Annotated in this window: 10 protein-coding genes; 5 read left to right on the top strand and 5 right to left on the bottom strand. The window is 28.4% G+C overall.

Going from position 1 to position 13,297, the window contains the following annotated elements:
• Window positions 1-28 precede the first annotated feature (28 nt).
• From KO506_RS13675 to KO506_RS13665, 3 genes are all read left to right on the top strand, one after another.
• A complete protein-coding gene (locus tag KO506_RS13675) occupies window positions 29-2,296 on the top strand; it encodes an aconitate hydratase (RefSeq protein WP_215995480.1) in 2,268 nt (755 codons plus the stop codon).
• A gap of 113 nt (window positions 2,297-2,409) precedes the next feature.
• Window positions 2,410-3,081 carry a Crp/Fnr family transcriptional regulator gene (locus tag KO506_RS13670; protein ID WP_215995479.1) on the top strand — a complete coding sequence of 224 codons (672 nt, stop codon included), beginning with the start codon at window positions 2,410-2,412 and terminating at the stop codon, window positions 3,079-3,081.
• A 74-nt stretch (window positions 3,082-3,155) separates the two neighbouring features.
• Entirely contained in the window at window positions 3,156-4,028 is an 873-nt protein-coding gene (locus KO506_RS13665; RefSeq protein WP_215995478.1) for an anti-sigma factor, read from the top strand.
• Between the two features lie 55 nt (window positions 4,029-4,083).
• Here KO506_RS13665 and KO506_RS13660 read toward each other — a convergent pair whose 3' ends face one another.
• Window positions 4,084-5,256 (bottom strand): MFS transporter, encoded by a 1,173-nt coding sequence (locus tag KO506_RS13660; protein WP_215995477.1) that lies wholly within the window; start codon window positions 5,254-5,256, stop codon window positions 4,084-4,086.
• 8 nt (window positions 5,257-5,264) lie between these two features.
• Window positions 5,265-5,675 (bottom strand): hypothetical protein, encoded by a 411-nt coding sequence (locus KO506_RS13655; protein WP_215995476.1) that lies wholly within the window; start codon window positions 5,673-5,675, stop codon window positions 5,265-5,267.
• A gap of 372 nt (window positions 5,676-6,047) precedes the next feature.
• Here KO506_RS13655 and KO506_RS13650 point away from each other — a divergent pair, with 372 nt between their 5' ends.
• A complete protein-coding gene (locus tag KO506_RS13650; RefSeq protein ID WP_215995475.1) occupies window positions 6,048-6,908 on the top strand; it encodes a hydroxymethylglutaryl-CoA lyase in 861 nt (286 codons plus the stop codon).
• Between the two features lie 80 nt (window positions 6,909-6,988).
• Here KO506_RS13650 and KO506_RS13645 read toward each other — a convergent pair whose 3' ends face one another.
• Both KO506_RS13645 and KO506_RS13640 read right to left on the bottom strand, forming a co-directional pair.
• Window positions 6,989-8,800, bottom strand: a complete 1,812-nt coding sequence (locus KO506_RS13645) for a DEAD/DEAH box helicase (RefSeq protein ID WP_215995474.1) — start codon at window positions 8,798-8,800, stop codon at window positions 6,989-6,991.
• Between the two features lie 150 nt (window positions 8,801-8,950).
• On the bottom strand, window positions 8,951-10,342 hold the full coding sequence (locus KO506_RS13640) for a TlpA family protein disulfide reductase (protein ID WP_215995473.1): 1,392 nt from the start codon (window positions 10,340-10,342) through the stop codon (window positions 8,951-8,953).
• Between the two features lie 187 nt (window positions 10,343-10,529).
• Between KO506_RS13640 and KO506_RS13635 the strand changes: the two genes are divergently transcribed.
• Window positions 10,530-12,149 carry an ABC-F family ATP-binding cassette domain-containing protein gene (locus tag KO506_RS13635; protein WP_215995472.1) on the top strand — a complete coding sequence of 540 codons (1,620 nt, stop codon included), beginning with the start codon at window positions 10,530-10,532 and terminating at the stop codon, window positions 12,147-12,149.
• Window positions 12,150-12,302: 153 nt separating this feature from the next.
• Here KO506_RS13635 and KO506_RS13630 read toward each other — a convergent pair whose 3' ends face one another.
• On the bottom strand, window positions 12,303-13,244 hold the full coding sequence (locus KO506_RS13630; RefSeq protein WP_215995471.1) for a hydrogen peroxide-inducible genes activator: 942 nt from the start codon (window positions 13,242-13,244) through the stop codon (window positions 12,303-12,305).
• Window positions 13,245-13,297 lie beyond the last annotated feature (53 nt).

The raw sequence follows: 13,297 nt of genomic DNA, 5'->3' as shown, positions 1-13,297 counted from the left end.
TTTTTAACAAACAAAAAGAAGAAAATCTATGGCATTTGATATTGATATGATTAAGCAGGTTTATGAAAGCATGACAGAAAAAGTAGATGCTGCACGTAAAATTACAGGAAAACCATTAACCTTGTCAGAAAAAATATTATACTCTCATTTATGGGAAGGTAAACCCACTAGTGCATTTACTAGAGGTAAAGATTATGTAGATTTTGCTCCAGATAGAATTGCTTGTCAAGATGCAACTGCACAGATGGCATTATTACAATTTATGCAGGCTGGTAAGGCAAAAGTTGCTGTACCAACAACTGTACATTGTGATCACTTAATTCAAGCTAAAGAAGGAGCAGCAAAAGATTTAAAACACGCAAATAGTACAAGTAGTGAAGTTTTTAACTTTTTAGAATCAGTTTCTAATAAATACGGAATTGGTTTCTGGAAACCAGGTGCAGGTATTATTCATCAAGTTGTATTAGAAAACTATGCATTTCCTGGAGGAATGATGATTGGTACAGATTCACATACTGTTAACGCTGGTGGTTTAGGAATGGTTGCAATTGGTGTTGGTGGTGCAGATGCTGTTGATGTTATGGCAGGTATGGCTTGGGAATTAAAATTCCCAAAGTTAATTGGTGTAAAATTAACGGGTAAACTTTCTGGATGGACATCTCCTAAAGATGTAATTCTTAAAGTTGCAGAAATTTTAACTGTTAAAGGTGGTACAGGAGCTATTGTAGAATATTTTGGACCAGGAGCAACATCAATGTCTTGTACAGGTAAAGGTACAATTTGTAATATGGGCGCAGAAATTGGTGCAACTACATCAACCTTTGGTTATGATGATTCTATGGAGCGTTATTTACGTGCAACAGATAGAGAAGATGTGGCTGATGCTGCAAATAAAGTAAAAGAATATTTAACTGCGGATACAGAAGTTTATGAAAATCCTGAAGAATATTTTGATCAAGTTATCGAAATTGATTTATCAAAATTAGGGCCATTATTGAACGGACCTTTTACACCAGATTTATCTACAACTGTGGGTTCTGCTATGACAGAAAAAGCAAATTCTAATGATTGGCCTTTAACTGTTGAATGGGGTTTAATTGGTTCTTGTACAAATTCATCTTACGAAGATTTATCAAGAGCATCGTCTATAGCACAACAAGCCATTGATAAAGGTTTAAAAACTAAAGCAGAGTTTGGTATTAATCCAGGTTCAGAAAAGGTAAGATATACAGCAGAAAGAGATGGTATTCTTGATATTTTCGAAAATTTAGATGCAAAAATATTTACAAATGCTTGTGGACCTTGTATTGGTCAATGGGCTAGATATTCAGATCCTAAAAATGCACCTAAAAACAGTATAGTACATTCATTTAATAGAAACTTTGCTAAAAGAGCAGATGGTAATCCAAATACACACGCTTTTGTTGCATCACCAGAAATTACAGCAGCAATAGCTATTGCAGGTCGTTTAGATTTTAATCCATTAACTGATAAATTAATAAATGAAGATGGAGAAGAAGTTATGTTTGATGAACCAACTGGATGGGAATTACCACCAAAAGGTTTTGAGGTTAAAGAAAATGGATATTTAGCTCCAGATAAAGATGGAAGTGGAGTAGTAGTTTCTGTAAAAGACGATTCTGAAAGATTACAGTTATTAACGCCTTTTACTCCTTTAGGAGATTCTATTACAGGTGCCAAATTGTTAATAAAAGCATTTGGTAAATGTACAACAGATCATATTTCTATGGCTGGGCCTTGGTTACGTTTTAGAGGGCATTTAGACAATATTGCAAACAACACTTTAATAGGTGCTATTAATGCATACAATAAGAAAACAAATTTTGTAAAAAATCAATTAACAGGTGAGTATGATGCTGTACCTGCTGTACAAAGAGAATATAAAAAAGCCGGAATTAAAACAATAGTTGTTGGAGATCATAATTATGGTGAGGGATCTTCTAGAGAACATGCAGCTATGCAACCAAGACATTTAGGTGTTGCTGCTGTAATTGTAAAATCTTTTGCAAGAATTCATGAAACAAACCTAAAAAAACAAGGAATGTTAGGCTTAACTTTTAATAATGAAGCTGATTACAATTTAATTTTAGAGGATGATACATTTAACTTTATAGACTTAAATGAGTTCGCACCAGACAAACAATTAACTTTAGAAATTGTTCATACTGATGGAACTACTGATACTATTAAATTGAATCATACTTATAACAAAGCTCAAATTGATTGGTATAATGAAGGTTCTGCTTTAAATTTGATTAAAAAGCAAAATGCTTAATTTTTATTAAAAATGAGATAAATTTAAAACTCTTGAAGAAATTCAAGAGTTTTTTTGTAAGTAATTGTATTGTTTTAAGACTTTTTTAACAATCATCCAAAAAAGTTTTAAAAATGAATAATCTTTGGTTTTTTGATAATGTAAATTTATTTAATCTTCTTTGTCCTCACAAATTTAAAGAATATAAAGCCTGTCATACTTTTGACATTTATAAAAAAAGTGATTATGTTTATTTTGAAGAAGATGTAGCAAATAAAATATACCTTATAGAAAAAGGTAAAATTAAATTAGGCTATTATACAGAAGATGGGAATGAAGTTGTAAAGGCAATTCTAACAAAAGGTGAATTATTTGGAGAGAAAGCCATTTTAGGTGAAGAAATAAGAAATGAATTTGCACAGTCTGTTGATAATTCAACTTCAATATGTCCAATTGGAATTGAGACAATGCACGATTTAATGCGTGATAATAAAACCTTTAGTTTAAAAATTTATAAGTTTTTAGGCTTGCGTTTTAAGAAATTAGAAAGAAGATTACAATTGATTTTATTTAAAGATACTAGAACACGTTTTTTAGAATTTATGAAAGAATTATGTGAAGAATATGGTTACGATTGTGAAAAATCTGGAGATAAAGTTATTCAACATCCATATACACAAAAAGATATAGCATCATTAATTGGCACTTCTAGATCTAATTTAAATGTATTAATGAATGAGTTAAAAGAAGAAAGCATTATCAATTTTAATAGAAAAGAAATAAGATTAATACAAAAAATTGCATAAATGTTCGTTGGCTAACATTTAAAGATAATTCATCGCTATAATTTTGTTATCAAATAATATTAAATAACAATAAGATGAAAAAAATTTTAAAATTAGCATATTTATGTGCAGCGTTTGTTTTGTTTGCTTCGTGCGAAAATAATGAGGAAGTATCAACAACAGGAGAGTTAGTTATAGATTTAACAGGATTAGAAGAATTAGGTTCTGATTTTGTATACGAAGGTTGGTTGATAGTAGATGGTAACCCTGTAAGTACAGGAACATTTACAAGTGTAATTTTTCCTCAAACTTATACTGTAAATAATAGTGATTTAAATTCAGCAAGTACTTTTGTGCTTTCTATAGAACCAGCTATAGATTCAGATCCAGCACCAGCAGCAACTAAATTATTAGCTGGCGATTTTTCTGGTAATTCTGCAAATGTAACTTCAACAGGAATTGTAGCTGATTTTTCTACTTCTTGGGGAAAATATATCTTGGCAACTCCAACAGATGATGATGCTTCTAATGAAGCAAGTGGTGTTTGGTTTTTAGATAATTCTTCAGGAACTGCTGTAACAGGTTTAGGTTTACCAACTTTATCAGATGGATGGAAATATGAAGGTTGGGTTGTTTTAAACGGAACTCCTGTGAGTACTGGTACATTTTTAGATCCTGCGAATGCAGATGATAATGCATCAACCTCACCTTATAAGGGTACTTTAAATGATGGGCCTGCTTATCCAGGAGAAGATTATGTAGTGGGTTCAGCTGCTGGGGTTGATTTTCCTACGGATTTAAAAGATGCTACAATTGTAATTTCTGTAGAACCTTATCCAGATAATAGTGCTGCACCTTTTACCTTAAAACCTTTAGCAAATATAGTTCCTTCAGATGCAATGAATCATAGTGTTTTAACATTAGATGCTGGGCCTATATTAGTATTAACAGGTACTGTTTCAAGATAAATCTAATAATTAATCAATTATAAAGAGGAAGCTATTATGCTTCCTTTTTTTATGCTTAAAAAGATCTTTTAGTTTTTAAGGCGATCAATCCTAAAATAGGACCAATTGCTAAAACCATAAAAATATAATTTGAATTTGTTATCGTTTTTAAACTATCAATAATAAGAATACTAATGATTGTTATAGAATAACCAATACAATTTACAATTGTTAAAGCAGTTCCTTTGTCTTTAACAGGTGCATTTTGAGCAACTAAAGTTGAAAATAAAGGTGAATCTGCAATCACAACCATTCCCCAAAAAATTAAAAAAGTAATAAATAGATATTCATTTGAAATTTGAAAAGCAAAAGGAGAAATCAAACAACAAATACAGGAAAGAAAAAGAAAATTATAAGCTGTTTTTTGGACTCCTATTTTTTCTGATATATAACCTCCAAAAACACAAGAAAATCCACCAAAAGCTATAATTATAAAAGATAATATTGGAATATTAAAATTTATTTCTGGATGTAAATCTTTATAAATACTTAATAAAATAGGTACAAAAGCCCAAAAAGTATACAATTCCCACATATGACCAAAATAACCAAATGCTGCTTTCTTAAAATTCACATTTTTAAAAACAGTATAACAAACGGATAAATTTAAAGTTTTACTAGCCTTTCTATAAGGGCCATTTTTAACAAATAACAGCATAATTAATCCTCCAAAAATTGCCAATACAGAAGTAGAAATTAAAACACTTTTCCAAGAATAATCAACTAAAACATCTTTTAATAAATGTGGTAAAGCAGTACCTATAACTAAAGCTCCAACTAAATACCCAAGAGATTTACCTAAACCTTTGTTGTAATAATCTGTAGCTATTTTCATACCAACAGGATATATTCCTGCCAAGAAAAAACCTGTAAGAAAACGTAAGCTCATTAAACTAAATAAAGTTTGATGACTAAAAATACAAGTAAGGTTAAAAACAGAACCTAAAATAGCACTTATAAAAAATACTTTAGATGGTGAAAAACGATCTGCAATTGTAAATAAAGCAAAGACTAAAGTACCACCAATAAAGCCAAACTGAACAGCAGATGTTAAATAGCCTAATGCGTTTTCTTGTAAATTAAAGGTTTCTACAAGGCTATTCATTACTCCATTGCCTGCAAACCATAAAGATGTGCAGCAAAACTGAGAAATTACAATAACAAATAAAATGTGTTTTGATATTTTCATTATACTCTTTATTTTAAGAGTTCTAATGTACTAAGATGTAAATCTTCTTTATCAAATGAGTAAATAGGATCCCTTTCATATACAGATATTTTTTTTATACTTTGCACACTAAAAAAAAGTGTTCCAGATTCATCATCATCTTTATATAATTGAAATTTATCATCATCATTAAAATATCTTATATCACTTACTTTAAAAATATCATTTCTATTTTTGTTTTCTAAATTATCTAAGATCGATTTATTAATTTTACCATATAAATAGTTAAGAGTTGTATCTTTTTTCATAATGGTTTCAAGTTCTATATAAACCCAAGTTGTTTCTTTTTTTGTTGGTGTTGTTCTTTTTATTAATTCACCACAAGAGTTTAAAAATAATAAAATAGAAAAGAATATAAAATAAGTTTTTTTGTTATTCATTGTTATATTAGTTTGACAACTAATATAACTTAAAATCAAATATGGACTCCTAAAAATTTTTAGAATTTATAAGGATTTACATCTTCACTCTAGTAAATAAATAATAGATTATCCCTGCATTAGAAATGTCTATTCATTTTTCTTTGTGCTTTTTCATACAATTCCAAATTCAAGCAATATTTATTTGTTATTGAACAATTTATAATTAGCTGATTTTTTTTAATCGTAAAAAATAAAATTTAAAGAGTAGAAGAGAATACTTAAGTAAATTATATTATTAATATTTAATTTTAAAACTATTTTAACTTAGTTAATTTATGAATATTAATTCTTTAAGATATTAAATCAAATATCAATTGTATATTTGATTTAATGAAAAAAGTGAAAATTATAGAATGTCCGAGAGATGCAATGCAAGGAATAAAATCGCATTTTATTTCTACAGATAAAAAGGCATTGTATATTAATTCTTTATTAAAGGTTGGTTTTGATACTATAGATTTTGGCAGTTTTGTATCACCAAAGGCAATTCCGCAAATGCGAGATACAGCTGCAGTTTTATCTAAATTAGATTTATCGAAAACAAGTAGTAAATTATTAGCCATAATTGCTAATGTTAGAGGTGCAAATGATGCTTCTAAATTTGAAGAAATCGATTATTTAGGATATCCTTTTTCAATATCAGAAAATTTTCAGATGCGTAATACGCACAAAACAATTGCAGAATCTATAGATACTTTAAGTGAAATTTTAAATATTGCTGATAAATCAAATAAAGAAGTTGTAGCGTATTTATCTATGGGTTTTGGGAATCCTTATGGAGATCCTTGGAATGTAGAAATAGTAGGAGAGTGGACTGAAAAACTTTCTAAGATGGGTGTAAAAATTTTATCACTTTCAGATACTATTGGTAGCTCTACACCAGAAGTTATAGATTATTTATTTTCTAATTTAATAAAAAAATATCCTGAAATAGAATTTGGTGCACACTTGCATACAACTCCAGAGAAATGGTTTGAAAAAGTAAATGCAGCTTACAAAGCTGGTTGTTTACGTTTTGATGGAGCTATTAAAGGTTATGGAGGTTGCCCAATGGCTAAAGATGAATTAACAGGTAATATGCCAACTGAAAAATTATTAAGTTATTTTACAGTAGAAAAAGTTAATACAAATATAAAACCAATGAGTTTTGAAAGTGCATATAATAAAGCCTTAGAGGTTTTTAAGCACTAATTATATAATTAGAATTTTAATAATTTTCTATAAAAAAAGCCTTACTTAATAAGTAAGGCTTTTTTTATTTTTATAAGATTCTATCTTTCTCTACGTCTACGACCAAAACCACCAGATTTTCTATCGCCAGAATTTTTTGATCTATCAGAAGAACGTCTGTCAGATCTTTTTCTACCTCCATCATCACTACTTCCTCTAGATGAATTTTCAGAACTTCTACGTCTACCAAAACCACCATCTTTTTTACCAAAAGGTTTTTTACCACCTCTTCTTCCTCCTCCAGAACGTTCTTTTTTCGTAATTTCTACGTTTACTGAGCGTCCGTCAAAATCTGGTTGATTGCTTGAAAAAGCTTCTAATGTTTTGTCTTCGAAATTTTTATCAATCTCAAAGAAAGAAAAAGTATCTAAAATATCAATGGCACCAATTTCAATTTTGTCTCCAATTTCTTGATCATTAATTAATCCGATCAATTTTGCAGGATTTAAGCTGTCTTTTCTACCAATATTGATAAAAAATCGAGTCATATTATCTGCAGTTTCTCTTCTTCTAGAATTATCTCTACCTAAATCATTTAAATCTTTAGCATTTTCATAGTAAGCTAACATTGTGTTAAACTCTAAAGAAACAAATTTTTGAATTAATTCTTCTCTGTTTAAATCTTCTAATTTTTCGTAAATGCTTGGTAAAAATTCATTGATTTCAGATTCGTTAACTTCAGTTTTCTGAACCTTATCAATTAAATTCATTAATTGATTTTGTACAATTTCTTTACCTGTAGGTACTTTACCCTCTACAAATTTCTTTTTAATGATTCTTTCAATAACACGTAGTTTACCTTTTTCTTTTCCGTTAACTAATACTATTGAAATTCCTTTGTTACCAGCTCTACCTGTTCTACCACTTCTATGTGTATAGTTTTCTATCTGATCTGGTAATTTATGATTGATAACGTGTGTTAATTCAGTTACATCTAAACCACGAGCTGCAACATCTGTAGCGACTAAAATTTGAATTGTTTTTTTACGGAATTTACCCATTACAGAATCTCTCTGTGCTTGAGATAAATCTCCATGTAAAGAATCTGCGTTGTAACCGTCTTTTATTAAATTATCTGCAACTTCTTGTGTTTCTCTACGAGTTCTACAAAATATAATTGCATAAATATCAGGATTTAAATCTGCTATTCTTTTTAAAGCTGGGTAACGTGTTCTTTCTGTAACAGCATAATATTCGTGCTCTACATTTTCTGAACCTGAATTTTTTTCACCAGAAGTAACTTCTACAGGTTTAGTCATGTAGTTTCTTGCTATAGCTTCTACTTCTCTAGGAAAAGTTGCAGAAAACAGTAAAGTTTGTTTTGTTTCTGGAGTTGCTTCTAAAACTTTATCAAGTTCTTCTTTAAACCCCATATTTAACATTTCATCAGCTTCATCTAATACAAGCCATTGAACGTTTCCTAATTTTAAAGCTCTTCTGTTAATTAAATCTACAGTTCTACCTGGAGTACCTACTACAATCTGAGATCCTCTTTTTAAAGAACGAATCTGTTCTTCCATACTAGAACCACCATAAACTGTAGTAACTTTTACGTTTTTTTGATATTTAGAAAAGTCTTTAATATTGTTACCAATTTGAACTGCTAATTCTCTTGTTGGTGATAAAATAATAGCTTGAACATTGCTGTTGTTTTCATCTATAAGCTCTAAAATGGGTAAACTAAAGGCTGCAGTTTTACCTGTACCAGTTTGTGCAAAAGCTTTTAAATCTTCTGTAGAAGAAATTATTTGAGGTATTGCTTTTTCTTGAATAACAGTTGGTTTTTCGTAACCTAAATCTGTTAATGCTCTATTTATAGGCTCTTTTAGGCCTAATTCTAAAAATGTTGACATGTCTGTGTTTTTGTAGATTCACAGAACGCCCACCTGCAAATCAAATTATAAATTTTCGACTTGATTTTTTATTGAGTTAAATTATACTCAAAATTAAAATCGTGCAAAGATACTGTAATTTAAATAGATAACTGGCTTTTAAGTTAAAAATTAGTTATTGCTTAATTCTTCTAAATAAGGATTTAAGTTTTTAGATGCAATAGAACCATAACCATTAATAACTTTACCTTGTTTATTTATAAGTACAGAACGCGGCATTTTACTTGTTAAAAAACGATGAGCATCACTACTATCATCTAAATAAAATTGTTTTTTAATATCTAAATTTTTAATTCTTTGTCCGTTTTTACCATCAATCATTATTTGTAAAAATTGTATGTTTGGGTAATTTTTAGTTAAATAAGTCATCCTAGATTCCACATAAGAATAAGAAACATACTCTGGACTCCAAAAGAATAATAAAGTGTTTTTACCTTTAACTACATCAAAAACTCGCAGTTTAAAATCAGAATAATTATTAAAGCTAAAATTAGGTAAACGTGTATCTGCAGTTATAAATTTAGTGTCGTTAACCAATTTTTTCATTAAAGAATTGTCTTCTTCATTTGTAGTTAAGTTAAAGAACGTATCAAATGCTTTTGTATTAATATCACAACTAGATTTATTGTAAAAATGACTAATAATTGTTTGTCTTAAAAAAGCATTTTTAGATTTGGTTGTAGAAATTTCTTTATCAATTGTATTTAATAAATCTACTGTAAATTCAGAAGAATATTTATTTTTCATAGGTGCATGACCTAAAGCGTATGTTTTATTGTATAGAAAATTCCTTACATATTGAGAATAAGGAGGGTAGTACATTAAAGAATCCTTATCTATAGTGATGTTTTTTCTGTAATCGTAAAAAGTGTTGTTTAAAGTAGGGAAATTACCATCCGAAGAATATTTAGCATTAATAATAGGGTACCTTTCTATTTTTAAATAAATAGGAAAAGTTAATGCAGTTTTTAAAGTTTGTTTAAAACCTAAGGTTTCATCTGGGTGTTTGTCTATATAATCTTGGTAAGTATTTAATTTTAATTTTATTAATGAATCTGTTTTTTGTTTAAATTTAATAGGCAAAAGTTTATTGTATTGGTAAAATTGTTTTTTATCGTTTTCGCCTTCTAAAAAACAATCTATTAAAATATTATTTCTTTCTGCTCCTTTACCTGCAAAAACTAAAGATTCATCAAAGTCCCAAGTATTTAAACGTATCATAACACTATCTGCTACTTCTAAATAAATATGTTGATTTTCATTACCATGGTTAAAATAATATAAACCTTCATTTGCATTTTTTATCTCTCCTAAAAATTTATTTTTAGAATCTAATAAAAAAGTGTCTATCACTTTATCCATTGAATATAAAACAATATAGTTAGTTTTCGGATTTATAATTTTACCTCCAAAATATGTAATCGTATTTTTATCTATAGTATTACAACTAATTAGGGCAAGTAAAAATGAAATTTGAACTAAGAGGATTATTTTTTTTGTCATAAAATTTTCTAGCAAATTAAGCACAACAAATTTAATCATACATAAGTGTTGTGTCTGTTAATACGTTGTTAAAAATAAGTGCAATACTTTAATATAGAATAATTCTATTTTTTTCAGAAAAGGGTAATAAAACTAAGTACTTAAGAGAAATCAATTTATTACTTTTGCAGAAATTTAAAATACAATTATGTTATCAGTTTCTAACTTATCAGTACAATTTGGAAAACGTATTTTGTTTGATGAAGTAAATACTAAATTTCAAACAGGTAACTGTTATGGAATTATAGGAGCAAATGGTGCAGGAAAATCAACTTTTTTAAAGATTCTTTCTGGTAAACAAGATGCTACATCAGGTCAAGTACATTTAGAGCCAGGCAAAAGAATGTCTGTATTATCTCAAAATCATAATGAGTTTGATGATTTCCCTGTACTAGAATCAGTTGTAATGGGTAACAAAGAATTGTTTGAAATTAAAAAACAAATAGATGCTTTATATGCTGATTATACTGATGAAAATGCAGAAAAAATTGGTGAACTTCAAATAGTTTTTGAAGAAATGAATGGTTGGAATGCAGATTCTGATGCAGCAGCAATGTTATCTAACTTAGGCATAACTGAAGATTTACATTATACTTTAATGAAAGATTTAGATGGTAAACAAAAAGTACGTGTGTTAATTGCACAAGCACTTTTTGGTAATCCTGATGTGCTAATTATGGATGAGCCTACCAATGATTTAGATTTCGAAACAATTAATTGGTTAGAAAACTTTTTAGCAAATTATGACAATTGTGTAATTGTGGTTTCGCATGACAGACACTTTTTAGATGCAGTTTGTACACATATTTCTGATATTGATTTTGGTAAAATAAACCATTATTCAGGTAATTATACTTTTTGGTACGAATCTAGTCAGTTAGCAGCTAAACAAAGAGCGCAACAAAACAAAAAAGCAGAAGATAAAAAGAAAGAATTAGAAGAATTTATTAGAAGATTTTCTGCAAATGTTGCAAAATCGAAGCAAGCAACTTCTCGTAAAAAAATGATTGAGAAGTTAAATGTAGAAGATATAAAGCCATCAAGTAGACGTTACCCAGCTATTATTTTTGAAAGAGATAGAGAAGCAGGAGACCAAATTTTAAATGTAGAAGGTTTAAGTAAAGAATTTGAAGGTGAAAAATTATTTGATAATGTTCACATCAATTTAAATAAAGGAGATAAAGTTGCTGTAATTTCTAGAAACTCTAGAGCTGTTACTGCTTTTTATCAAATTATTAGTGGTAATTCTGAACAAGATGGAGGTAAATTTTCTTGGGGAGTTACCACAACACAATCTTATTTACCATTAGATAACTCATCATTTTTCCAGAATGGAGAGTTAAATTTAGTAGATTGGTTAAGACAATATGCACAAACAGAAGAAGAGCGTGAAGAAGTTTTTTTAAGAGGATTTTTAGGTAAAATGATTTTTTCTGGTGAAGAAGCTTTAAAGAAAAGTAACGTTTTATCTGGTGGAGAAAAAGTACGTTGTATGTTATCTAGAATGATGATGAAAAGAGCTAACATTTTACTGTTAGATGAACCAACAAACCACTTAGATTTAGAATCAATTCAGGCATTAAACAACTCTTTAATTAACTTTAAAGGTACAGTTTTATTATCTACTCACGATCATGAATTTGCACAAACAGTTGCTAACAGAATTATAGAATTAACACCAAAAGGTGTTATTGATAGATACACTACTTTTGATGAATATTTATCTGATAAAAAAATTAAAGAATTACGTGATTCTATGTATGCTTAAAATATATTTGAGGCATTAATTTTATAAATTATAATAAAAAACCTAATCTAAATTAATACTTTAGATTAGGTTTTTTAATTTGCTGTAAATTAGATTTTTAAAATTAAATATTATGAGTTTATATTAATGAAATCTCATTATATTTAACTTATTTTATTTTTTCTGTAAAGGACTAATAATTTTAACATCAGAAAAAGAAATTGCACCTCTTACAACACCATCAATAGTTTTCTTTAAAGCTTCTATCAATTGCATTTTTAATTGCGATTTATGATAAATTAAACTTACTTCTCTAGCAGGTGGAGGAGATGTAAATTCACGTAAATGTTTCTTGTCTTTATCATTTAAATCTAAAGTATGTAAATATGGTAACAAAGTCATCCCTAAACCTTCTTTAGATAGTTTTATTAGTGTATCAAAACTTCCACTTTCTAACTGAAAACCTTTTTTATTATCAATTTTATGAGTTCTACATAAATTTATAACACTGTCTTTAAAACAATGACCATCTTCTAATAATAAAATATCTTCCATTTCTAATTCATTAGAAGAAATGTTTTTGTTGTTAAATAATCGATGATTTTCTGGCACCAAACCAACAAAAGGCTCATAGTACAAAGGTCTTTCTTTAATAGCTTCGTTTTCTAAAGGTGTTGCAGCAATTGCAGCATCTATATGGCCATCAGTTAATTTTCTAGTAATTTCTTCTGTAGTTAATTCTTCTATAATCAACTTTACTTTAGGGTATTTTTTTGTAAAGTTATTTAAAAACATTGGTAATAGAGTAGGCATAATTGTAGGTATAATTCCTAATCTAAATTCGCCACCTATATAACCTTTTTGTTGATGTACAATATCTAAAATCCTATTGCTCTCATCTACAATAACTTTTGCTTGTTCTACAATTTTTTTACCAACTTCTGTTAATTCAATTGGTTTTTTAGATCTGTTAAAAATTTGTACAGATAATTCGTCTTCTAGCTTTTGAATTTGCATACTCAAAGTTGGCTGAGTTACAAAACTATGTTCTGCAGCAACCGTAAAATTTTGATATTCTGCTACAGATAAAACATATTTTAGTTGGGTAATTGTCATGTAATAAAATTTTTTGATAAAGATATTAAATCAATCAATTATAACTATTATTT

The sequence above is a fragment of the Polaribacter vadi genome, from assembly GCF_018861005.1.
Taxonomy (GTDB): domain Bacteria; phylum Bacteroidota; class Bacteroidia; order Flavobacteriales; family Flavobacteriaceae; genus Polaribacter; species Polaribacter vadi_A.
The sequence above is the reverse complement of the archived record's forward strand: the minus strand, read 5'-3'. Positions and strand labels throughout refer to the sequence as shown.

Bases quoted from the DNA above. Each gene is read 5' to 3' on its own strand.
- KO506_RS13675 (WP_215995480.1), top strand. From the start codon at position 29: ATGGCATTTGATATTGATATGATTAAGCAGGTTTATGAAAGCATGACA.
- KO506_RS13670 (WP_215995479.1), top strand. From the start codon at position 2,410: ATGAATAATCTTTGGTTTTTTGATAATGTAAATTTATTTAATCTTCTT.
- KO506_RS13665 (WP_215995478.1), top strand. From the start codon at position 3,156: ATGAAAAAAATTTTAAAATTAGCATATTTATGTGCAGCGTTTGTTTTG.
- KO506_RS13660 (WP_215995477.1), bottom strand. From the start codon at position 5,256: ATGAAAATATCAAAACACATTTTATTTGTTATTGTAATTTCTCAGTTT.
- KO506_RS13655 (WP_215995476.1), bottom strand. From the start codon at position 5,675: ATGAATAACAAAAAAACTTATTTTATATTCTTTTCTATTTTATTATTT.
- KO506_RS13650 (WP_215995475.1), top strand. From the start codon at position 6,048: ATGAAAAAAGTGAAAATTATAGAATGTCCGAGAGATGCAATGCAAGGA.
- KO506_RS13645 (WP_215995474.1), bottom strand. From the start codon at position 8,800: ATGTCAACATTTTTAGAATTAGGCCTAAAAGAGCCTATAAATAGAGCA.
- KO506_RS13640 (WP_215995473.1), bottom strand. From the start codon at position 10,342: ATGACAAAAAAAATAATCCTCTTAGTTCAAATTTCATTTTTACTTGCC.
- KO506_RS13635 (WP_215995472.1), top strand. From the start codon at position 10,530: ATGTTATCAGTTTCTAACTTATCAGTACAATTTGGAAAACGTATTTTG.
- KO506_RS13630 (WP_215995471.1), bottom strand. From the start codon at position 13,244: ATGACAATTACCCAACTAAAATATGTTTTATCTGTAGCAGAATATCAA.